Annotated in this window: 7 protein-coding genes; all 7 read left to right on the top strand. The window is 47.3% G+C overall.

Features of this window, described 5'->3' with window-relative positions; all coding sequences use genetic code 11:
- The first annotated feature begins 22 nt into the window (after nt 1–22).
- The 7 genes from MKY23_RS20260 to MKY23_RS20230 are packed head-to-tail and all read left to right on the top strand — an operon-like array spanning nt 23 to nt 25,476.
- Nucleotides 23–16,756 (top strand): amino acid adenylation domain-containing protein, encoded by a 16,734-nt coding sequence (locus MKY23_RS20260; protein WP_339839595.1) that lies wholly within the window; start codon nt 23–25, stop codon nt 16,754–16,756.
- Complete coding sequence (locus MKY23_RS20255; RefSeq protein ID WP_339831731.1) at nt 16,746–20,888, top strand: beta-ketoacyl synthase N-terminal-like domain-containing protein; 4,143 nt, start codon at nt 16,746–16,748, stop codon at nt 20,886–20,888. Before MKY23_RS20260 ends, MKY23_RS20255 begins: the two co-directional genes overlap by 11 nt.
- Nucleotides 20,885–21,142, top strand: a complete 258-nt coding sequence (locus MKY23_RS20250; RefSeq protein WP_090914993.1) for an acyl carrier protein — start codon at nt 20,885–20,887, stop codon at nt 21,140–21,142. Before MKY23_RS20255 ends, MKY23_RS20250 begins: the two co-directional genes overlap by 4 nt.
- Entirely contained in the window at nt 21,139–22,296 is a 1,158-nt protein-coding gene (locus MKY23_RS20245; protein ID WP_336120698.1) for an acyl-CoA dehydrogenase family protein, read from the top strand. The genes MKY23_RS20250 and MKY23_RS20245 overlap by 4 nt, the downstream gene beginning before the upstream one ends.
- Nucleotides 22,293–23,273 (top strand): ACP S-malonyltransferase, encoded by a 981-nt coding sequence (locus MKY23_RS20240; RefSeq protein WP_336120697.1) that lies wholly within the window; start codon nt 22,293–22,295, stop codon nt 23,271–23,273. Before MKY23_RS20245 ends, MKY23_RS20240 begins: the two co-directional genes overlap by 4 nt.
- On the top strand, nt 23,270–24,592 hold the full coding sequence (locus tag MKY23_RS20235; RefSeq protein WP_336120696.1) for an aminotransferase class III-fold pyridoxal phosphate-dependent enzyme: 1,323 nt from the start codon (nt 23,270–23,272) through the stop codon (nt 24,590–24,592). Before MKY23_RS20240 ends, MKY23_RS20235 begins: the two co-directional genes overlap by 4 nt.
- Nucleotides 24,592–25,476: a 3-hydroxyacyl-CoA dehydrogenase family protein gene (locus tag MKY23_RS20230; protein ID WP_336120695.1), complete on the top strand. Its 885-nt coding sequence runs from the start codon at nt 24,592–24,594 to the stop codon at nt 25,474–25,476. Before MKY23_RS20235 ends, MKY23_RS20230 begins: the two co-directional genes overlap by 1 nt.

Genomic DNA, 25,476 nt, shown 5'->3' with positions numbered 1-25,476 from the left:
TAATGAATGAGGTGTGGTCGTGATGGTACGTAAAACCGTGGAACTCTCCGAAACACAAAAGGGAATCTATTTTGATTGCCAAGTGAATGATCCATCTTCTTATAACATCTCCGCTTCGATACAAATCGAAAGGCTTCAAATTGAAGCCTTTCGACGTTCCATCGATTTGCTCATGCATGAACAGTTCGTGCTCCGCACGCACATTGAGATACAGCAGGACAGACCAGTTCTGGCGATCCACGATGATATGGAGTACTCACTGATTTTGCGGGATCTGAGTCAAGCTCATCAGGATGGCAAGGAACAGCAACTGGAGGGATACATTGAAGAATGTATTCAGGCTCCCTTCATATTGGAGCAAGGCCCTTTATTTCGAATCATGCTTGTACATATGGACGAGAACACGCATGTTCTTACTTTATGTATCCACCATTTAATCTGTGACGGTATGTCTCTGGAAATTTTAAAAAATAAACTTCTCCATGCGTACACCTGCATCCTGCAGGATCTACCTTTGGAAATAAAGCAGGATCAGGGCTTTATCTCTTATATCGAATCAGAGAATACGAAAATACAAGAGAACAAGTATAATCGTGAGCGTGAGTTCTGGTTATCCAAAATGAACGGTGCAGAGCCCCTGGCACTGCAGCATGACTATCCGGCTGGCGGTTCGCAGACCGGTGTGGGACATGAGCTACGTTTTGATATTCCAGAGACGTTGATGGCGGATATTACAGAGATGTCAAAGGAGCATGAGGTTACGGTATTTATGTTTTTCATGGGGGCATTCAGTATTCTCTTGAATAAATATGCAGGCAAAGAGGATATCACGTTTTCTTCTCCGTATTCCCATCGTCCGGATATCGAATTGGAAGAAACGATTGGCTGTTTTGTACATATGTTGCCGATGCGGTTCCAGATTGACCTAGAATCTAAATTTGGTTCTCTCCTTGAGCAAGTTACTGCAGCCTGGATCGAAACGTATAAACACATTGGATATCCTAATAATCTAATCGTCAGAGACAGTATGTTGCAGGTGCAACCAGGCTCACCATCGGTATTTGATATCTCCTTTGTGTATGACTCATATGAGGAGGATCTGCCAGGAAGCCAGCTTGTGGAACAGGATAAGGTTACTTTCCCAGGTGAACTGATGGTTGTATTAAACGGCACACCTCAAGGTACACAGCTGAAGCTGCAATATAAACCGAATGTGTTTCGAACAGACTCCATTGAACGAATGGGTCAGCGCTTCTTATTCCTCATGCAACAGCTGGTAACTGCACCAGAGAAGAGCATTGGTGAATACAGCCTGCTGATGCAGGAAGAGCAGGAGCAATTGCTGCATCAATTTAACCAAACTTCATATTTTCCCTACACTCCGCAGCATATCATCGATGTTTTTCATACAAAAGTAACAAAGCACCCAGAACGAGTCGCTCTACTCGAAGGAAAAGAAAAACAAACCTACGCACAAGTTAATGCAAAGGCCAATCAATTGGCAAAACAGATCATCGCACGGAAAAAGACCGAAAATGAGGCAGTCGGCGTACAAATGCTACGTTCTTCCGATCTGGTCATCGCCTTGCTGGCTGTTCTGAAGGCTGGATGTGCTTTTGTTCCCCTAGACCCTTCCTATCCGGTATCCAGAAAAGCCTACATTTTATCCGATGCGAATATATCCACCGTTATTGCCATCCGGCCAGAAGCAGAAGATGACTCGCTTCCGGCTCACTATATCTACACAGAAGATGGGATGGTATACACGGGAGACAGCTCCAATCTCGAAGAGCCTCTAGATCCTTACAGTCTCGCCTATATTATGTACACGTCAGGATCAACAGGCAAACCTAAAGGGGTCATGATTGAAAATCATAGTGTGGTTAATACATTGCTTGATTTGGAACGTCGTTTTCCAGTACAAGCGAGTGATGTGTATATGTTAAAAACAGCGTATACCTTTGATGTATCCTGTACAGAATTGTTTGGTTGGTTTATGGGTGAGGGAGCATTAAGTATTCTGCCGCCAGGCGAGGAGAAGAACCCGGACCAGATATTGACTACAGTAGCTGAACATCAGGTGACTCATATCAACTTTGTGCCGACGCTATTCCGTCTTTTTCTCGAGACGATGGAACTTCGTTCTGATCTCTCAGGACTGGACACGCTGAAATGGGTATTTGTGGGCGGAGAGGCCGTCACACCCGATATCATTAAAAAATTCAACCAACTGAATATCCGGGCAAGCCTGGATAATGTATACGGTCCTACGGAATGTACGATATGGGTCTCCCATTATCCGTTGAGTGCCTATGAAGGGCATGGAAACATACCCATTGGTTCCCCATTGAACGAGTCCAGATGGTATGTCGTTGGAAGCCGGGATGAATTACAGCCTTTGGGCATTCCGGGGGAACTATGTCTGAGCGGTGTAGGTCTTGCACGCGGATATTTGAACCTGGAAGAAATGACAAGGGAAAAATTCGTTCCTAACCCTTTCTATGACGAAGAGAAGGACCCTGAGTATTTCAGAATGATGTACCGCACGGGGGATATGGTTCGCTCCCTGCCAAGCGGAACGATTGAATACCTGGGGCGCATTGATTTTCAGGTCAAAATTCAGGGTGCAAGGTTAGAGACAGGTGAGATCGAAAATACTCTTTCATCCTACCCGGGAGTCATTCAAACCGTCGTTGTGATGAAATCCTCCGAGACAGGGTCCGGTTTACTGTATGCCTATTATTTATCGGAGCAGGAATTGCCTGTGGCTGATCTGAGAGACCATTTGTCCAAATCTCTGCCAGCTTATATGATTCCATCTGTTTTTGTACATAAATCGGAGTTCCCACTCAATAGTAGCGGGAAAATTGATCGCAATGCACTAATTGCAGATACCACGCATATTCACACTTCAAGCACGGCTTACGTTGCTCCAGCCACGGAATTAGAGCGGCAGATTGCATCGGTATGGGCAGAAGTGCTCGGTGTCGAGAAAGTCGGGAGAGATGATCATTTCTTTGAACTTGGTGGCAATTCATTTTCCGTTATTCAGGCTCATAATCGTTTAAAGCATCGTACTGATGTGGATTTCCCAGTGCCCCGCTTTTTTGAGCGTCCTACACTGCGGCAGTTTGCAGCATTGGGACAGAAACAGGAGACAGCACGGATACCGATGTTGCGAGAAGAACGTTTTGGACGGAAAGCGGGTATTCTGCGTGATGATATTGCCATTGTAGGGATGTCCGTGAATGTACCCGGAGCAGAGGATATTCATGAATTCTGGCGTAATCTGATGGCACAAGAGGAGAGCATTCATTTTTACAGTGATGAGGAACTGAGGACGCTCGGTGTAGACGAGGCATTGCTGCGTTCTCCTCGTTATGTTAAAGCCAAAGGGCGGGTCAACGGGATTGAGGAGTTTGATGCTGGCTTTTTCGACTATACACCTGGCGAAGTTAAAATGATGTCCCCTCAGTTCAGACTAATGTATCAGGGAATATGGGAAGCATTTGAGGATGCTGGGTGCAGACCTGATGAAGCAGGCAAAGTCGGCGTTTTCCTCGGTGGATCGGATGACTTTGAGTGGTATCGACAAGTGCTGTTCGGGGATGCGGGATACAGCAGCAAATATGAAGCATTTACACTCAGCACCAATCATTTTTTGGCTACACGCATGGCCTACAAGTTGAACCTTAGAGGTCCTGCTTATACAGCTCTTACGGGATGTTCAACGTCTTTGGTCACTCCACATCTGGCATGCCAGTCTTTAATCGTTGGAGAATGTGATGTCGCTGTGGCTGGTGGAATTACAGTAGAGCTGCCGAATGAAGGTGGCTACGTGTACGAGGATGGCATGATGTTTGCCTCGGATGGCCATTGCCGTCCATTTGATGCAGCTGCAAGCGGCACGGTGTTCTCCAATGGGATGGGGATCGTGGTGTTGAAGCGGTTAAGTGATGCATTGCGAGATACAGATCATATTTACGGTGTCATTAAAGGTTCAGCCATTAATAATGACGGTCAGGAGAAGCTGAGCTTCCTTGCGCCAAGTGTAAGCGGTCAGGCAGAGGTCATTCAGGATGCGTATCAGGCAGCCGGAGTTGATCCCGAAACGGTTAGTTACATTGAGGCGCATGGCACAGGCACACTTCTGGGTGATCCGATTGAAGTTGAATCGTTGACACGTGCTTTTGCCTCCGAGAAAAAGCAGTTCTGTTATCTTGGCTCAGTAAAAGGCAACGTGGGACATATGGATACAGCGGCTGGCGTTGTTGGTTTGATTAAGGTTGCACTTAGTCTTGATCAAGGATATATCCCGGGTACCGCCAATTATGAACAACCGAATCCGAAGATTGATTTTGCAAGCACGCCCTTCAAGGTCAACTCGCAGGGGGTGGACTGGAAACCAGGTGAAGCTGGTGTTCTGCGTGCAGGGATTAATTCATTTGGTGTGGGAGGCACGAATGCTCACATGGTGTTGGAGGAGGCTCCAAAGATGGACAAGTGCAGTCCGGATGATGATGTCAATGTAATGATTTTTTCAGCCAAAACAGAGTACTCGCTGAGCCGCACTGCTGAACAAATTATGGAGCATCTCGCGCAGCATCCAGCGATATCCATTTCGGACGCAGCGTGGACATTGCAGACCGGTCGAACGGGTTTTGCTTATCGTAAGGCACTGGTTCTGGATAAAAGCTGGAAAGATGATCCCGAGCAATGCATGCGTCAGCTGGAGAAGGCAAAAATGGTTCATTCGCCGCAAGATCGGCGCCCGGTTTATTTTATGTTCCCTGGGCAGGGCAGTCAGTATCAGGGCATGGGTGCAGCATTGTACAAATCGACAGAGCAGTCAGGCATTGCACAACTGTTCAAGAAGCATGTACAGCAGATTCTGGATTTGCTTCCTGAAGAAGAGCGAGAAGAGATTCTGTCTGTTGTATACGGTGATCAGCATCCAGAGCGAATTAACCAGACGGAGTACAGCCAATTTGCGCTATTCATGACCAGTTATGCCATGGCTCAATCCTTGATTGATCTGGGCATCAGGCCAGATGGCATGATCGGACATAGCATCGGAGAACTGACAGCAGCTGTGGTTGCAGGTGTATTTGATCTTGCAGATGCTGTACAGATCGTAAGGCTACGGGGACGCTTGATGCAGCAACAACAGCCAGGTGTCATGCTCGCCATCATGGAGGACTCTCCGTTGGTAAAATCCCAATTGGAAGAAGGTACGTGGCTGGCTCTGGTCAACACAACAGGTTCCAGTGTCATTGGCGGGACGGCAGAGGCGATTGACCGAATGGAAGAAAAGGCCGGAAGACTCGGCTGGAAATGCGTTCGTGTAAAAACCTCTCATGCCTTCCATACGCCAATGATGAAGGATGCTGCGATGGAGTTCAAACACAGTCTGTCGACTTATTCGCTACACAGCCCGCGGATTCCATTGCTTTCGAATACGAGCGGAACATGGGCATTGCCGGATGAGATCGTAAGTCCAGACTACTGGGCAAGGCATATTTTAGAGCCGGTGTTGTTTGAAGCAAACTTGGCTGAAATGTTAAAGGAAGAACAAGCTGTATTCATTGAGGTTGGGGCAGGACGTACATTAAGCTCGTTTGTGAGACAGCACATTCAGTCCAAGGAAACACAAACCGTATTGAATATGTTGCGTCACGTTAGAGAAACAGAACCGGACGTGCTGTATACAAACCGCAGAATCGCCGAGTTATGGTGCGAGGGCCTTCAGCCGGACTGGAAAGTACTCAAGGGACAGAACGTGCGCCGCAAATGCTCCTTGCCAACCTATCATTTTGATAAGCAGCATTATCCAATTGGCCAGTCGCTTATTGGTGGTTCGACGTTGGAAGGAACAAGCAGTAGTCGACATACACCTCAGTCGAGTGAACAATATAGCAACACGTCCCTTTCCGTTGCGGGAGGTTATGCAGGTAGTCTGGAGGCCATGAAACGGGTTGTTCTGGAGGCGTATGAAACGATTTTTGGCATAAATGACCTGGAAGAGCATGTTAATTTCTTCGCCGTTGGTGGAGACTCGCTCAAAGCAGTCAGTTTGTCCGCATCGATTCGGTCTTCCATCGGGATTCAGGCAGAGGTTGCGGATGTGTTTAACCATGCTACACCAGCCCAACTGGCGGAACATCTCTTTGCAATGGTTGAGCCGCAAGTACAGAAGCAGAACATGATTGAGGCTGCGCCGATAATGGATGCCTATCCAATCTCATCTGCGCAGATGCGTATGTTCACTCAATCCATGCTGGATCCAAATAGCACGGCGTATAATTTGCCGTCGGCTACCCTGATCGAAGGAGATTTGGATCATGCCAGAGTAGAGGCTGCACTGGAAAAGCTGGTGCAATGTCATGAAGCGCTTCGAACGACGTTTGCAATACGCGGAGATCAGGTGGTGCAGATGGTTCATGCATCCGTTCCTTTAGATTTCAGCTTTACCGAGCAGTATTTAGCCGATGACCAAGAGACTTCTGCTTTGATTCAGACGCTGATTCGTCCTTTTGAGCTTCATCAGGCTCCACTCATGCGAGTGAACCTGATTAGAACAGGAGCGCGCAAGCATCTGTTGTTCTTTGATATCCATCATATTATTGCGGACGGTACTTCCGTTGAGTTGATTACACGCGACTTCAATGCACTGTATTTTGGGGAGGAACGCACTGTCCGGTTACATTACAAAGATTATGCGGTCTGGCAACAGCAGCGTCTTACTTCTCAGGCATATCAGCCGCATCAAACATACTGGCTGGAACGGTTGAGTCCAACACCGCCTGTACTGCAGCTTCCGCTTGATCATGATCGTCCAGTACAGCGAGAGATGAAAGGTGAACGAGTTCATTTCACGTTGAGCCACTCGTTAACGGAGCGATTGCACAAGCTGGCTTCATCCACGGAAGTTTCCATGTATATGGTGATGTTGAGTGTATGGAATCTTCTGTTAGCGAGTCGAACAGGTCAGCAGGACATCGTAGTCGGGACCCCCGTAGCGGGTAGGTTACAGGAAGAATGGAAAGAGACAGTTGGAATGTTTGTGAATATGATTGCCATGCGGAATTATCCAGCATCTGATCGGACCTATACCGCTTTTTTACAAGAGCTGAAACAGCATACACTCGATGCTTTTGCACATCAGGAGTATCCATTTAATGAGCTTGTAACGCAGCTTGGACTTAAGCGGGAACTGAACCGTAATGCCATCTTTGATGTGTGTTTTGATTATCAGAACATGGAACTGCATGATCTTGAGCTTCATGGACTTCAATTCAGTTCTATTCCTGTGGAGACCGGAGTCTCAACTTATGACCTGTTGTTAACATGTCAGGAGAACAGGGAGCAGCAAGTCATTGAAGGGTACATTGAATATGCGTTAGACCTGTTCCGGGGTGAAACGGTTGAGTGTATGATTCAAGAATTCATTGAACTATGTGAGCAGGTTGTGCAACAACCGGATGCACCTCTAGGTAAGCTGTATGAACGAGTCCAGCGTGCTTCGGGAACTGAGGTTCATCGGTTGGCGGGACCCATTTTACATTATGATCATACCCTGAGCTTGCATCGTTTGTTTGAACTACAGGCAGAGCGTATACCAGACCAGACTGCACTTATTGTTTCTTCGGGCAAGGAACTTACCTACCTTGAGCTTAATGAGCGAGCGAATGCGTTGGCTTGGAAGCTAATTGATCGAGGGGTACGTAGAGATGAACCTGTAGGCATATTAACTGGCCGGGATGAAACTCTCATTATTATGTTGATCGCAGTACTCAAAGCGGGTGCAGCTTACCTGCCTATAGATCCAGCATTTCCACCGCAACGTATTCTGGACATGGTGCAAGATAGCAAGATGAAGTTGCTACTGTGCACTGCTAATGAGGCCAATGTCGTGGCCTTTGAAGGCGAACGCATCGTTTATGAGCCTGATTTTGCTGACGAACGTTCAACTATTAATCCGAATGTGGACGTTCTATCTTCTGACTTGTCTTGTGTCATCTTCACCTCTGGATCCACCGGAAGGCCTAAAGGGGTAATGATTGCTCACGATGCGATGGTCAATTTTGTGGAAGACATCAGGCATCGAAACATTTTTGAATATGAAACAGATCGAATGATTAGTGTAACAACGGTATCTTTTGATATTTTCGGATTTGAAGTGTGGGCACCATTGTGTACAGGGCATTCTCTATATTTGGCAGACGAGCAGGAACAGCTTGATCCCGTTCTTGCCGCGCGCCAGATAAGGCAGCATGGCGTAACGCATATTCTCAGCACGGTATCCCGGATTAAAGCGTTTGTTGAAAATTCGGAATTTGCCAAGGTACTTCCTCATCTTCGGTGTGTTCTTACCGGAGGAGAAAGTGTTCCGACAGGACTTCTGACTGATATTAAAAAATATTCGTCTGCCCGTGTCTTTAATATGTATGGCCCTACCGAAACGACGATTTGGTCAACGACCAAAGAGTTGCAACAATCTGGACTCATCACGATTGGCAAACCTATTGCTAATACGGAGCTTTATATCGTGGATGAAGAGGGTGAATTCCTGCCTCCCGGAAATTATGGGGAACTCTGCATTGCAGGCCGCGGGGTGTCCAGAGGTTACCTGAATAATCTGACCGAAACGACTGCCAAGTTCATTGACAATGCAAAGGTTCTGGGTGGACGTATGTACCGGACAGGTGACTTGGCTCGTGTGTTGCAGGACGGGGAGGTCGAACTAGCGGGACGTTTGGATCAGCAAGTGAAGATCAGAGGATACAGGATCGAATTAAACGAGATCGAGCAAATGGCTATGAGCTATGAACGTTTGAGAGAAGCCGTCGTGAAGGTCGAAGGAAACCAGCCTGAGCAGTTGCAACTGGTGCTCTACTACAGCTTGAAGCCGGACATAAGTGTATCGAATATGGAAGAGCAGGACACTTTGCTCAGGTCTTGGCTGAAACAGAAGTTGCCACAGTATATGATGCCTTCACGCATCATTCGTCTAGACAAGCTGCCAGTTCTGCCGAATGGCAAACTGAATCGGAATGCCCTTCAATGGACTGACTTTGGAGCGATTGAGGCGATCGAAGCTAATGAGAAGCCAGCTCCATCTTTAATGGCTGGTTCTTCTTCTCCAGTGGGAAGAGAACAGGCTCGCAAAGAGCTGGAACAGATGCTGGTTGAAACATGGAAAGAGATGTTGAACCGGGATCATGTCGGAGTACAAGAGCACTTTTTTGATATTGGCGGTAACTCGCTAGGTCTGATCTTGATTAATAACCGGTTAAACGCTTATCTTGGGAAAAATATTCCGCTTGTGCAGTTGTTTGAACACTCTTCCATTACTTCTCTCGTTGATCATCTGATGTCTGAACAGATGTTAACTTCGGTGGATGTCCCTGTTCAGAATAAACATGAGCAAGAACATGTATCCGGGGAATCCATCGCGAGTACGAGCACTGCGGTCAAACCTGATCCTTCAATGATGCAAGAAAGAGTGATAAACATCAAAACAGATGTCGATGTGAACAGCAGGAACAGAAGCACTTCCCCATCGGATATCGCTGTTATAGGTATGGCCGGTCGTTTTCCAGGATCAAAAAATATCGAGGAGTTCTGGGATAATCTGATGGCAGGTAAGGACGGCATTACCCGACTGACTGAAGAAGAATTGGCAGCAGCAGGGGTGCGGCCTGAAGAGTATAAACATCCTGAATATGTTCGAGCCAAAGGTGTTTTGCAAGATACCGAGTTTTTTGATTCCGGATTTTTCGAATACCCGTATCAGGAGTCCGATATGATGGACCCGCAGATTAGACTGCTTCATCAGTGTTCCTGGGAAGCGCTTGAACATGCGGGCTGTGATCCATACCGGTACTCAGGTTCCATCGGTTTATTTGCCGGAAGCGGATTGAGTTTACCATGGATGGTTCAATTCCTGGGTCGTTCAGGTGATCTGCTGCAAGCTTTTGAAGCGATGACGCTGAATGAGAAGGATTATATTACGACACGTATATCTCACAAGCTGAATCTAAGAGGGCCAAGTATGGCTGTGCAGACGGCATGCTCGACCTCGCTCGTCGCGATTCATCAGGCAGCAGAATCACTGATCCGGGGAGAATGTGACGTGGCTCTCGCAGGGGGAGTGTCTATCTCTTATCCGCTCAAAGAAGGGTATCACTGGCATGAAGGCATGATCTATTCCAAGGACGGGCATTGCAGAGCGTTCGACGAACAGGCCTCAGGTACGGTTTCGGGGAACGGGTGCGGCATGGTTGTGCTGAAGCCGCTTCATGATGCTTTGCGCGATGGGGATCAGGTCTTTGCGGTGATCAAAGGCTCAGCGATTAACAATGATGGATTGGATAAAATCGGATATACTGCGCCAAGTGTTACCGGACAGGTGAAGGTCATTCAAACCGCACTTGACCGCTCGGGGGTGTCTCCACAGGAAATCAATTATGTGGAGGCACATGGGACAGGCACCAAGCTCGGTGATCCCATCGAGATCGAAGCACTTAGACAGTCCTGGGGAACGGATAAACGTAATTATTGCGCCCTCGGTTCGGTCAAAGCAAACATCGGTCATCTGGACGCTGCAGCGGGTGTTGCCGGATTTATCAAAACCGTTCTAACGTTGCATCACCGAACAGTTCCGCCGCAGATTTATATGGAAAGAAGCAATCCTATGCTGGAACTGGAACGCAGTCCTTTCTACATTAATCAGGAGCCGCAACACTTCAAAGATCAGCAGCAGGTTCTGCGCGCAGCGGTAAGTTCCTTCGGGATCGGCGGCACGAATGCTCACGTGATTTTGGAGCAACCGCCCGTACGAGAGAGTCAAAGGGTGTATCAGCCTGTACACTTACTCCCGTTCTCGGCCAAGAGCGAATCCGCTCTGGATCGAACGTATCATTCGGTTTTACAAGCACTCGAAAAAATGCCGGAACAGATGCCGAGCGCTGCTTGGACATTGCAAGAGGGAAGAAGTCGATTTAACTATCGTAAAGCTCTTGTCGTTGTGGATGGCTACGTCCCTTCGCAAGATCAGGTGGAGGAACATGAAGCACAAGCGAGTGTGAACCAGGGGGATAAGCCTAAAGTAATGTTCTACATCCGTGGGGATGTTTTATGGGAACCACACGTGATTCGGGAACTTTATGCTTCCAGGTATCGTAGTCTAGTGTCTGAACGATTCAAGCAACACTTTGAAGAAGTACTGAGCTTTTTTGAATCCAAGGAACAGTATGCACTTCGTCAAAGTATAGGCAGGCCGATTCGGGATTCAGACCTGAAATTTATGTATTGCTTTGTGGTGCAGTACACTCTGTTTGCAACGTTGATTGAGTCAGGGGTTAAACCGGATGGAATGTGTGGAGAAGGTGTCGGTGAACTGGTCGTACAGGTCATTAGCAATACGCTTGAGTTGGCTCATGCAGTGCGTCTCTTATATAGCCGTGAAGATTGGCAGACACAAGAAGGTGCCTTGTCTGAGGCAATGAGTACGATCGACACATCAAAGAATTCTTTACTGTCTGCGGAAAAGATACTTTGGGTTACAGCTTGTCCGCTACAGAACGGAGAGCTTGTAGACAACGATATATTGAAGGATGCGCAGGTTATCTCTCTTACTGGAGATAGTTCCAGCTCGATTGAAGCCGATATCTATTTCATGAAAACACTGGGATATTGCTGGTGCAGAGGCATCGAACTGAATTGGGCACATATTAACGGACAGAGCTCTGGGCAAAAGATATCTCTCCCGACTTATTCGTTCGATCCAATCGTTCATAAGCATGATGTTCCGCTGTACCTGCTTACGGGTGTACCTCAAACTGCGGCTTCTCAGACTTCATTACCAGAACAGGCGAACACAGGCAAGAGTAGAGTCCGTTTGAATGTGGATGAAGTATACGACACCACTGCTCAGCTCTGGCAAGAGTTGCTTGGTTGTGAATCAGTGAACTCCGAGGATGATTTCTTCCAGCTTGGTGGACATTCCCTCAAAGCTATCACTCTGGCATCCCGAGTCAAGGAAACATTCGGAGTTGCTATGGGACTAGAGGATGTCTTCGATCATTCTGTCCTTGCCCGTATGGTGGCATGGATTGATCAGCACCAAGACAATGGGTTGGATCATTCGGGATCAGGAGACAGCATTTTCCCAGCAGCATACAAAGACCGATACAAGACGACTTCTGCGCAACGAAGAATGTTCGTGGTACATGAATGGATGCAAGGCGAGAGCACAGCCTACAATCTTGCAAGTTCGTACCGGTTGAAGGGAGCGCTCGATACGGCACAATTTACAGCGGTGATGGATGCTCTCGTACAGCGGCATGAGGCGTTTCGTACGCGCTTTGAAATGCTTGAAGGTGAACTATACCAGGTCATTGAGGATCAGGTTTCAAGTGTAGTGGAGTTGCTGGAACTTGAAAAAGAAGAGCCGGAGCAGCAATTGATGCAATGGCTGCAACCATTTGATCTGACCCAGGCACCACTGGTTCGTGTAAAACTTGCCCGCCTGTCCGATGACGAACATATTCTGTTCATAGATATGCATCATATTATCTCTGATCAGAGTTCCATCGCGATTCTTATGCAAGAATTTGCCCGGTTATATAGTGGGGAATCTTTAGAACCATTATCGATTCAGTACAAGGACTATGCTGAATGGATTGATCAATCTACATCAGACGGGCATGCTGCCGAAGATGAGGCGTTTTGGCTTGAAGAATTCAAGGATGTGCCTGCGTCTGTCGAATTGCTTACAGATTACCCGAGACGTGGAGAACTTTCTAACCAGGGTGGCCGAATTAGCAGTGAGTTTGGAGAACAGTTAAGTGAACAGATTAATGATTTTTGTGCAAAACAGGGATTGACTCCCTACATGTTATTCATGGCGGCTTTAAATGTGTTGATCTCCAAATACACGGGACAGCATGATCTGGTCGTTGGCACAGCTGTAGCCGGAAGAGAGAAGCCAGAACTGAATAACGTCATGGGAATGTTTGTAAACATGCTCGCCATCCGTACTATGTTAGACAAGGATCAGCCTGTTGAGCTTTATCTGAACGAAGTTCGTAGCAAGCTGTTATCCTGTTATGAACATCAGCAATATCCATATGAAGCGTTGGTTGAGAAGCTTGATCTGATGGGTGATGGGAGCCGTAATCCACTTTTCGATATTGTTCTTAATTACATTAATATGGGTACGGATGAGCTTGAAGCAGGGACATTACAAGTTGAGTCTTGGATGGATGGAAAGGTGCATGCCAAGTTTGATCAGACCTGGACGGTCGTTGAACACCACCAACAGTATACGCTTGAACTGGAATATCGTTCTGAATTGTTCCATGCACGATCCATGGAAATGATGATGGACAAGTTCCGGTATATCTTAACTCAGATGGTCACAGGAGAGGTAGAGCGGGTTCGTCAGATCAAGCTTACTGTGCCTGAAGAGGATGAATGGCTGTTGTTCGGTGTCAACGACAACCACATGGACTATCCGCGGGAAGCAACAATTCCCGAACTATTTGAGGAACAAGTTCAATTACATCCACAGAAGACAGCCTTGGTGTGGGGGAACGAGGAGTGGAGTTATGCTGATGTGTACGCACAGGTTCAGAAGCTTGCATCTCGCATACTCGGACAAGACGTGGCATCAGGCTCAAGTATTGCTTTGATCCTGGACCGCGGACCGATCCAGATGATCAGTATCCTTGCTACACTAACTATAGGTTGTCAATATGTACCAATTGATCCGGCATCACCGCCGGCTCGCATTGAGTTCATTTTACAAGATTGCAATGCGTCTATACTTTTGAGCGAAGAATCGTATGCCTCGGCATGGAAATCAGCGGTTCCACGTGTCATGATCCCGTCCGCAGAACTGGAATCGTTTGTTTCAGGAGAGTCTGTAGAGCCTATAGTCCAGCAGATAAAGACTGTTGCAGTCGATCCGGCATATATCATCTATACGTCAGGCTCGACCGGAACGCCAAAAGGCACGGTGATGAGTCACCGCAATGTCATTAAAGTGATGAAGCAAAGCAATTTTGTGACAGTAGTGCCTGAGGACCGGGTATTACAAGTTTCCAATTATGCGTTTGACGGTTCGATCTTTGATATTTTTGCTTCATTAATCAATGGGGCCACTCTGGTACTCATACCAAAAGAGATTACTCTCGATATGGCTCGTCTGGCGGCAGTCATTCGTCAGCAGCAAATATCTGTATTTTTCATTACAACCTCGTTGTTTAATATGCTGGTGGATTGGGATGCAGCATGCCTGAAGCATGTTCGCAGAGTGATGTTTGGGGGCGAAGCGGCATCCGTGAGCCACGCAAATAAAGCAATGGCATGTGTCGGACCAGGCGTACTGTTAAATGGATACGGACCGACGGAAGCGACTTTCTTTGCCTCCTATTATTTACTGGAGCAAACAGAGCCGTATACCGACTCTCTGCCTATAGGTTATCCATTGTCCAATACAGCTCTATATGTTCTGGACGAGGATATGAATCCTGTTCCTGCCAATGTGCCAGGCGAGTTATATATTAGCGGGGATGCGGTAGGTATTGGATATTTGAACCGGGAAGAGCTGACCTTAAAACATTTTATAGCTGATCCTTTCCGCAAAGGCGAACGGATGTACCGGACAGGAGATATCGTCAAGCGTCTACATGATGGCCGTTTGATCTTTATTGAACGATCTGATTTTCAAGTGAAAATCAGGGGGTTCCGAATTGAGTTATCAGAGATCCACAATTGCCTGGAGCAACTTCCGGGAGTCAGGGATGCTTTTGTGATGACAGCGACAGATGAATCTGGAAGTTTATATGTCACTGCATTTTATACATGTGAATCCAACATCTCACGAACGGTTGATAATGTTCGAGCAGAGTTGCACAAGCGGCTGCCTGAATACATGGTACCTGCACAGATCTGGCGAATGGATTATCTGCCTATTAATGCTAACGGCAAGGTGGATCGGAAGGCTTTAGCTGATCTGGTAGAAGCGCAGTCCGTACCTACAGCGACAGATTCTGTCCTGACGGAGATAGAGCAAAAAATCCTTGCAGCCATGAGAAAGGTACTGAGTAATCCGAACTTTGGCGTAACCGATCATTTCTTCCAAAATGGTGGACATTCGCTTAAAGGTATCGCACTCACGCAAATTTTGTCAAAAGAAGGAATTGCCATCAGTGTGAGCGAATTATTCCAATATCCTACAGTTAGAGCGTTAGCGAATTCGCTGGAAATGCTGAATTCTCCACCCAGTTTATTCGAAGAAAGCCTGCAAATTCAGTCCCCTATCGAAATTCCCCAAGACATTACACTTCATGAGAAACAATTAGACAGCCTGGTATCACATGTCTTGAATAATTGTAATCAGGTTTCAAGTTTTATGGAGGGAACACCTGTTATCGGTTGCTTCCCACTATCTCCAATTCAAAGAGCACATGCTTCTACAACTGCACGAGCAAGCGGTTTTACAACCATATTGGAGGGTAATTTAAATGAATTTACTGTGAAAAGACTGATTCTCGGGGTGATTGCCCGTCATCAGTTGCTACACAGCATTATATATGAGGAAGACGCGTTACAGTGGCATCAGTGTGATTTGTCCGAAGCAGCAGATATGTTGCAACAACTCATTCCATATCTTGATGTTCGTCACTACGCCCTTGCTACGCTGGAAAAAATGGAGCACAAACTAATTCAGTCGCTATTACACAAGTCGCATACACTCGATGGATTGCCATGGCGTCTGTGTATTCTGCGAACAGGAGCTAGTAAGCACAAACTGATTTGGAGTTTCGATCACCTTGCCTTTGATGGCATGAGCGCTGAGATCATTAAGCAGCAACTTGAGTCGGCAATTGCCCGTAATCAGCAATCTGGAATGATCGCTGCAGAAGGTTCATTGGAGATACGCAAATATGAGGATTATGTAAACATGCTGTCTCGAGGGCCTGTTAACATCACTGAGCATGAACTCGAGGAGCGGTATTCCATTCAGGCTTGGCAACATTGCAATAGTAGCGTTATGAATAAAATGTTAATCACCACAGGCGAGTCAGCGCCTTCAGCGATGACGGTTGAAATACCGCGTACAGATATTACAGACCAAGATCTTAATGAGTCCTGGTGGAACTATTTTAAATCCTTTGCTGGCATTATCGCTTCTTATCTGAATACGAAAGAGTTGCCTGTTGCGCTTGTGCATTATGGCCGAGAGTATGGACAAGAAACGTATTATGATCACGTAGGTGAATTCCTCGATCTGATTCCGATTCTTGTGCATGCTGATTTTGCTCAGGAAGATTTGGTGGAACGCTTGGACTTCACGAAACGACACAGCATTAACTTTATGGCGCTGACAGATGACTCGATCATGACGTCTCCGTATTCCAAAATTCAAAGACAATTGGCTACAGCCTACAGACAGACGGGCCAGGAGCCAAGGAAACTTATTTTGTTCAACTTCCAGGGCTTTATCTCCAGCGAGGAGACCATCCCAGAGTTCGAACAGATCGATGACTCCGGGTCTAATCCGAGCCTCGCATACATGGAATGGGTCATTCGATACGATGAAAATTCTGTGTACGTGCACCTGGGGTGTCATACAGGTTTGGATACGGAGCGCTTGAAACAGCAGATTGAGGAGCAACTCGGCAGTTACGAGAATGTAAAAGTGAAAGTTCATAATGAGGCAGCGGAGGTGCAACATGTCCAGTAAATCCATACAACGAGGGCCGGAGTTGATTGTGCCGGAGCATTATGCAACGGTTGCTGAACTTCTTATGTATATCGCTGACAAACATCCGGATAAGGGAATCACTTATATCAGTTCATCCGGCGAAGAACAGTTTGAATCGTATCCTGAGCTGCTGAAGCAAGGACGTCTGTATCTTCAAGGCTTGCTTGAGAACGGGTTAACTAAGGGACAAGTCGTTATATTGGAGATTGATCATTCACAGCAGTTTTATCGTACATTTTGGGCTTGTATTCTGGGCGGCATTATTGTCGCCCCGGTCAGTCCTCCTGCCTCCTGGGAGCCGGGTTCAGCTGGTCTGGAGAAATTCACGAAAATATGGGGAATCCTCGGGAAACCTGTGGTAGTCGTAGAAGAAGCATTTTTGCCAAAATACGAACAGCTTGCTGAGAGTCCAATTTTTGAGGGATTGAACTGCATTAGCGTTAGCAAGCTTCAGACAAGTTATACAGTTGCCGAAATAAGTCTGACTGCTCCTGAAGAGGTCGTATTTCTACAGTTTTCGTCAGGAAGTACAGGTATCCCTAAGGGAGTACAGTTAACGAATCGTAATATTATTGCAAACAGTATTGCATGCAAGACCTTCCTTGGTGCTGAAGAAGGAGATAACGTGTTTACTTGGCTGCCTCATACGCATGACATGGGAATGTTCGGGCAACACCTAACGACTGTACTAAGCGCTGCTAATTTAATGGTTATGTCTCCGTATACCTTTGTACGATCCCCTTACTTGTTCCTACGCAAAATTACGGAACATCAAGGGAAGTGGTTCTGCTGCACAAACTTTGGTTTTGAATGGATGGTTCAAAAGATCCCGGATTCCAAACTGGCTTCGCTTGATTTGTCTTCGCTGCGCATGGCCCTAAACGGTGCCGAGCCCATATCGACCAAAGTTATTGAACGATTTGCTCAAAAATTCAGTTCCTGTGGTTACCGCACGGATATGATGTTTCCTGCTTACGGCATGGCTGAGGCAACTGTGGGTGTGTGTACCTGGAGGTTGAAAGAGGAGCCGCGCATCGAACAAATATCACGTAAAGCGCTTGTGCAACAAGGAAAAGCGATTCCGGTGGATGCCGCTGTTCATGACCCGGCAGATCTGATTGAGTTTGTGCATGAAGGTTATCCCATGACGGGAATCCAGATTCGAATAGCCGATGAGTACGGCGAAGTTGTCGATGAGCGCACGGTGGGTGAAATCCAGATTCGCGGGGAATCCGTAACCTCCGGATATTACAATCTGCCAGAAGTCAATCGAGAGCTATTCGTGGACGGATGGCTGAAGACGGGGGATCTCGGTTTTATGGCGGAAGGTTCCCTTGTTGTAAGTGGACGAATCAAGGATATCGTTTTCATCCGTGGTCAAAATCATTACGCACATGATTTGGAAGAAATTTTATATCAAAATGGCAGTATTCCAAGAGGCAATCTGACGGTTGTGGGACATTTCAATAACACTTCCCAAACGGAAGAACTGCTTGTATTTGTAAAATATAAATCGAACACTCCGCAGTTTCTGGAAATAAGGCAGGACTTAATAGATCGGATGAGGGCTGGTCTAGGAATAGAGATTACTCATGTTCTTCCAATTAAGGTTATTCCGAAAACGACCAGCGGCAAAGTTCAGCGTTTTGTGCTGAGAAACGAGTATGAGGGCGGTGCATTTAACAAGGATATCGAGGCCATTGAAGCCATGCTTCTTCAAAACCAATCACAGTCCATTGCGGAGAGCGTTCATCCGTTAACCTTGGAGCAGACTGTGCGTGGGGCTTGGGCTGAGGTTCTACAGTTACCTGTGGGGAAAGTAGCGACGGATATTCCGTTTCTGGCACTAGGGGGAAATTCCATTCTTGCCTACCAATTGCTTGACAAGCTGTCTGCACACATGGGACGTGAACTGGGACAGGAAGTGCTCGTCTTTGGCAGAACGGTACAGGAAATGGTCGAGTATCTTCAGGAACTTCCCGAAGAGAACAGGTCACTCGAAAATGAAATACGCCCGGACAATCAGTTGAACGTACACCGAGCGATTGCAATAACAGGGTTGTCCCTTCGGCTTCCTGATGCAGATACACAAGAGGAGTTCTGGAGCAATCTCGTTCAAGGATTGAACAGTGTGGATCAGGTGAGTCCGGAACGAGCTGTACGCTCCAAACGGCCGGATTGGACAGATTGGATTGGAGAATTAAAGAACCCGGATACTTTTGACCACGAATTTTTTGAAATGCCGACGGAACAAGCTGCATTTATGGATCCGCAGCACCGCAAATTGCTGGAGGTTGCCTATGAGGCGCTCGAGGATGCAGGCATGATCGTGGATCAGGAGGAAAAACGTGATGTCGGTGTATATGTTGGTATTAACCCCAGCTCCTACTTTGATCTCGTTGTAGATTACATGAATCGTAGCAAGGGATTCGAGGTGCACTCTCATGCGATGGTTGGCAATATGTCCAATATCGCAGCGGCATCGATCTCACACTTATACAATTTCACGGGCCCGGCGCTGGCCATTGATACCGCTTGTTCTTCCTTTCTCGTAGCCTTGACGCAAGCAGTGGCAGCGATTCAGGACAAACGTATCTCTGGCGCAGTTGTAGGCGGAGCAAGCATTTTGGCAACACCTCATGTGCACCAGTTATCACGTAATGCGGGAATATGCTCTTCTACACAACATACCAAGGTGTTTGATCAGGGAGCTGATGGTTCGGTTATTGGTGAGGGTGCAGTAGTTGTATACCTGGAGCCGCTAACAGAGGCAGTTCGCGCGAATAAACATATCTATGGCGTGATCCGTGGTACAGCGGTGAATAACGATGGGTACTCTTTAGGTATTATGGCACCTAATCCTCAGGGGCAATATGAAGTGTTACGAGCTGCATATAACGATGCCAATCTGAATCCAAAAGAAATCTCGTATATCGAGGCGCATGGATCAGGAACAAGAATTGGAGATCCCATTGAAGTGAATGCGTTACTCCGTCTGTTTCAGGAGAAAGGATACGGCGAAGGCACCTCTATCGGTCTAGGCTCGGTCAAAACCAATATAGGACATTTATTCGCAGCATCCAGTGGAGCTAGTCTGGCCAAAGTTTTGCTTAGTATGCAGCACAAGGAACTTCCTCCAAGTCTGCATATGAATAACCCTAATCCAGCTCTTCGCCTGGATCAGTCTCCTTTTTATATCGTTAATGAGCATAAAGATTGGACGGTACCCGAAGGGAAAACGCGTAAAGCTGGTATTAGTTCATTTGGGCTTGGCGGAACGAATGCCCATATTGTGCTGGAGGAGTGGAATGCACCGGCAGTTTGGAGACAGGACACGGAACGGGATCAATTGTTAACCTTCTCTGCCAAGTCAGAGCAGGCGTTGCAGAAGCTGATTCATAGTACGAAAAAGTATCTGGAAGAACATCCGAATCTCCGACTAACGGACGTGTGCTTCACACGGAACAGGTATCGAAAGCATTACCGTTATCGTGCCGCTGTCGCAGTAAAAGAGACCGGGGAATGGAGTCAGGAAAGCTTGCAATTTGGCTTCAAAAAGAGAAGCCGAGCCGCCCGTGTCAACATCGTTGTTGGAGGAAATAAGTTGGAACTGGCTGATCAGGAGTATTGGGCGAACCTGCTCGAATCCCTCATGCGTGTCGTACCTTCCATCCAGGAGGTTCGTGGCATTGACGGTGGAGAACAAATGCTATCCCAGCTCAAGCTGAACGATAAGGCGGATTCCACCCAGGCTCCAGATAAGTCGACAATCACGCTGAATCGCAGCAAAATAACATCCGGAAGTATTCAGGATACAAACTGCCCGATGGCGAGTGCAGATATTGTTGTAATGCTGGCTACTTGTGATGGGGTCGAACCTGCGGGAGGTACAGGCAAAGAGAGTTATATCCATTTGTCTGGAGCGACAACGCTTACTATGGAAACACAATTAGCCTTGTTGCTGGGACAGCTCTACGTGCGTGGTGCTTCACTGGATTGGGAACAGTTGCATCCCGATGGAACGGGCCAGATCGTGCATTTACCAGCGCATCCATTCGAGCCACATGTACATTGGGTAGGGGCGAATCAGGGAACGGAGGTCTTGATATGACAAGAGAAGAGATTGAAGGGTTTATTAAAGGGGAAATCGCTGCCGCACTGAAACAGGAACCTGATGAGATTGATGAAGAAACGAATTTCTTGAAAATAGGAGTTTCTTCCGTTCAGGCACTCAAAATTATAAATCGTACACGTAAACATCTGCAGGTGGATATTAGTCCTGTTGCGTTGTTTGAATACAAGACGATTGCAGAATTCGCTTCATATCTTCATGAATCGCTTCTTCAAGGGGAGGCAGTCGAATGATTGAACTGGATTCGAAACAGGAGCAAGAGATTCTCCATGAAGCCGAGTTATTTGCTACCCGTGAGATTCGTCCTTATGCCCGGCAAATTCAGGAGCAGCAGTCTATCCCCCGCTCGTTAATTCGTGCTATGGCCGAAAGAGGGTATTTAGCTGCATCTATTCCACATGAGTATGGGGGAATGGGTCTTGGCCCCAAAGCATACGGACTGTTAACGGAAGTTTTTGGTAAAGCACTTCCGGCAGTTCGAAGCTTATTGACGGTACATACTTCACTGGTGAGCGAAACTTTGGTGCGTTTCGGATCGCCAGATCAAAAGTCGTCCTGGCTACCCAAGTTGGTCCGTGGGGAATGGATCGGAGCGTTTGGACTGACAGAGCCCGAGGTCGGGTCGGATGCCAAAAACGTAAAGACAACTTGGCGGGAAGAAGAGGAATGTTACGTACTTAATGGAAAGAAAAAGTGGATTACCTTTGGAGACGTAGCGGATGTGTTCATTATTGTTGCCTCCCAAGAAGGGAGGAGTACAGCATTCTGGGTTGAACGTCAGTTTGACGGTGTGCAGACGCAAGCCATCGAGGGTGTAATGGTTGGTGGCGAGACAGGAATCGCTGAAATTGATCTTCATGAAGTTCGTGTGCCCAAAAGCCATCTGATTGGGCGTATGCACGAAGGCTTTGAGTACATCGTAAGCGGTGCGCTTGATCAGGGCAGATATAGCATCGCTTGGGCAGGACTCGCTATAGCGCAGGAGGCTTTGGACTCCATGGTGACCTATTCACGCAAGCGAAAGCAATTTGACCAGAAACTCAGTCATTTCCAGCTCATCCGCGGCATGATTGGTGATGCAGTAACGAAAGTCCATGCAGCAAGAGCGCTATGTTTGCGGGCAGCCGAGCTTAGAGAAGCCAAGGACCCGCAGGCTGTCATGGAAACAACGATTGCTAAATATTTTACATCCAAAATTGCAGTAGAAGTGGCAAATGATGCGCTCCAGGTTCATGGAGCCAATGGAATTAGCAGTGAGTATCCGGTATCCAGACTGTACAAGGAGGCTAAAATCCTGGAGATTATTGAAGGCTCCTCCCAGATGCAGCAGGAGATGATCTCACACTATGGGCTGAAAACCTATTACAAGCGTGGCGGTGGGCTATGACGATCTGCGCATTATTTCCAGGGCAAGGTAGCCAATATATCGGGATGTGCAGTGATCTCTTAGAGAGAGAAACGGAAGTCCGGTTGATTTTTGCCGAAGCGAGTGAGGTTATCGGGTTTGATCTCAGAGATTTGATTCTGGCCGGCTCACTGGAGCAACTGACACAATCCGAATATGCTCAGCCCGCTGTACTTACAGCAAGTTATGCGTTGTTTGATTCCTTCGTTCGCCGAACTGGAATTAATCCAGATTATGCGATTGGTCACAGCCTGGGTGAGATCTCTGCTTTGGTGGCTGCTGGTGCATTAAAGTTTGCAGATGCAGTCCGCTTTTCGGCTTCAAGGGGGGCATTGATGCATCGTGCAATACAGGAACAGAAGGGCAGAGCAGGAATTGTCGTTGATATGAGTCAAGCAGAACTCGAAAACATCGTTGCCAATATTCGAGAGGTTCATTACGTGACTATCTCGGGGTATAACTCACCTAACCAATTCGTTGTTGCAGGTGAGGTGGGAGGTTTGCGTTTGCTGGATGATCTCGTGGATCAAGCTGGAGGGGAATTTATTCCCTTCCGCATGATGCCTATGAAAGCAGATGCGCCATATCATAGCGAACTGATGCAATTTATCCAGCCTGAGATGGACGCAATGGTATCTAAGCTCTCCTTTACCGAGCCTGCATTTGCGATATGTTCCACAGTGAATGGAGAGTTCATCCAAGCAGCAGAGGATATCCCAAGGTTACTGACAGCTCAGCTGTTGCAGCCGATTCACTGGATTCAGGCTTTAGCGCAAATTCGGCGGTTGGGTGCAAGTATTTGGATGGATGTCGGCCCAGGCCAGAGTGTGAGAAATATGATTGCCGAGTACGACACTTCAATCACTGCCTATTCGCTGGATGATTCGCAGGATCAGTCGAAGCTCCTGGAAATATATGCGGCAGGGATTCAAACATACCGGGGAGGCGAAGCGCGATGATAACTACAAATATGATGGCGTATAACCAGCGAGTGAAACAACACCTTCCTGGCGGTGTGCACTATAATTTCCATCTTCCCTGGGAGGAGACACCGCTACACTTTGCCCATGCATCCCGAAGCAGGGTAACCGATATGAACGGCCGTGAGTATCTGGATCTCTATGCCCGCTTTGGTGCACTTATTGTAGGGCACGGTAACGAGGAATATAACGAATGCCTGAAGGATACGATTGATCGTGTTCTGTCGGTAAGCCATTGTGATCTGGACGCTGAGGCATTGGAGTTAATCCACCAATATGTACCTTCAGCTGAGATGATCCGGTTTGGGTTGTCGGGTACAGAAATTGTGCAAAATGCACTGCGCCTTGCCCGCGCCTGGACAGGCAAAAATCGCTTTGTTCGTTTTGAAGGTCATTATCATGGCAATTCAGATAACATTATGGGCGGTAAAACGCCCAGAACAGGTTTGCCCGTACCTTCGGACTATCCTGGTGACATGAAGGGAACACAGGGAAGGGCGAGGGATGTCATGGAATCCCAATCCTATCTGCTACCTTGGAACGATGCTGCCCGTTTGGAAGAATTGTTTGTTGAACATGGTGATGATATTGCAGCAGTAATCATGGAGCCGGTTTGTGTAAACGGAGGCGGAGTCATGCCAGCTCCAGGTTATCTGCAAAGGGTGAGACAACTATGTGATCATCATCAGGTTGTACTTATTTTTGATGAGATCATTACTGGGTTTCGTATGGGACTTGGCGGGGCTCAGGAGATGTTTGGTGTTACGCCTGACCTGACTACGCTGGGCAAAGCGATTGCTGGCGGCGGTGTTCCCGTGTCTGCTCTAGTTGGACGAGCCGATATCATGAAGCTGCTGGTGGACAAAAAAGTAATTCATGCGGGAACGTTTAACGGTTATCCGTTAGGTACAGCCGCGGTGAAAGCAACGCTCGAAATGTTGGGCCGCAATGGAGGAGAAGCCATGAATCGTATGAATCTTCACGCCGAGATGATTCATGACATTCTCACAAGGGAAGCGGCGAAGGTGGGGCTCCCCCTTATTGTTCAAGGCCCAGCGGGATGCGCTTCCTATCATTGTTGCACCGAAGAACTTAGCAGTACTGCCGATTATACATTTGAATTGATGTCCTTTGATATTTTGTTGAATGGCAAGCTCGCGGAACATGGTATTCTTGTATCGACACTCTCTCGCATGTATCCGAACATTATGCTGGACATGAAAGATGTGGCCTGGTTCAGCGAGCGTGTACCTGCGGCGATTGTGGAGATGAAAGAGCTCTACGATGAACTTGTCTAATGCCGCCAGATCAACAGGAAGAGAGGTTAGGTATGCATAGTCAGCTCATTGCAATCATTGGCGCAGGCGTTATGGGATGTGCTACAGCACTGGATGTTGCCAGAGCGGGGTATCGGGTCATTTTGCAGGATCATTCAGAGTCCGTGATCCTTCAGGCACCTGATGTCATACGTCGTGAATACCGTTCAGCATGTTTCTTGAAACAAGGATACGGTGAGGTCCCGCTCGATATCATCATGGATCGAATTTCGTTCCAAATACAGGACGAAGGTGTGGAAGAGGCTAACGTCATTATTGAAAATGTGACCGAAAATATAGAGTCCAAAAAGGAAGTTTATGCGCGTTTGAGTCAAAAGGCCCGTCCAGATGCTCTTTACGCGTTGAACACAAGCTGTATTTCAGTAACCAAGCTGGCCTCCTTTTTACCTGATCCAAGACGCGCCATAGGTGTACATCTGATGAATCCGGTTCCGGTTAAATCGATGGTGGAGGTGATCAAAGGGCATCATACAACACCTGAGACAGAGCAAGAGATGGTAGCGTTTCTGGAGTCTCTCGGCAAAAATCCGGTCGTCATCGAGGATCTGCCGGGTTTTGTATCGAACCGACTCTCGCATTTGTTAATGAATGAAGCAGCCTTTATTGTGCAGGATGGTATCGCTACAGCTGAGCAGGTCGATGCCATTATGAAAAAGGGGTTTAGTTATCAGATGGGCCCGCTGGAAACAGCAGATCTGATCGGTCTCGATACCGTTGTGCATTCGCTTAAAGTGCTGTACGACAGTTATCAGGACCCCAAATTCCGCTGTTGTCCGCTATTGCAGAAAATGGTGGATGCTGGACACTGGGGACGCAAGACGGGGCAAGGGTTCTATGCCTATTAA

The sequence above is a fragment of the Paenibacillus sp. FSL R7-0272 genome (assembly GCF_037969905.1).
GTDB lineage: Bacteria > Bacillota > Bacilli > Paenibacillales > Paenibacillaceae > Paenibacillus > Paenibacillus polysaccharolyticus.
The sequence above is the reverse complement of the archived record's forward strand: the minus strand, read 5'-3'. Positions and strand labels throughout refer to the sequence as shown.

What these genes read in the sequence shown, in the direction of transcription:
- MKY23_RS20260 (WP_339839595.1), top strand. Translation starts at nt 23, where the DNA reads ATGGTACGTAAAACCGTGGAACTCTCCGAAACACAAAAGGGAATCTAT.
- MKY23_RS20255 (WP_339831731.1), top strand. Translation starts at nt 16,746, where the DNA reads ATGTCCAGTAAATCCATACAACGAGGGCCGGAGTTGATTGTGCCGGAG.
- MKY23_RS20250 (WP_090914993.1), top strand. Translation starts at nt 20,885, where the DNA reads ATGACAAGAGAAGAGATTGAAGGGTTTATTAAAGGGGAAATCGCTGCC.
- MKY23_RS20245 (WP_336120698.1), top strand. Translation starts at nt 21,139, where the DNA reads ATGATTGAACTGGATTCGAAACAGGAGCAAGAGATTCTCCATGAAGCC.
- MKY23_RS20240 (WP_336120697.1), top strand. Translation starts at nt 22,293, where the DNA reads ATGACGATCTGCGCATTATTTCCAGGGCAAGGTAGCCAATATATCGGG.
- MKY23_RS20235 (WP_336120696.1), top strand. Translation starts at nt 23,270, where the DNA reads ATGATAACTACAAATATGATGGCGTATAACCAGCGAGTGAAACAACAC.
- MKY23_RS20230 (WP_336120695.1), top strand. Translation starts at nt 24,592, where the DNA reads ATGCCGCCAGATCAACAGGAAGAGAGGTTAGGTATGCATAGTCAGCTC.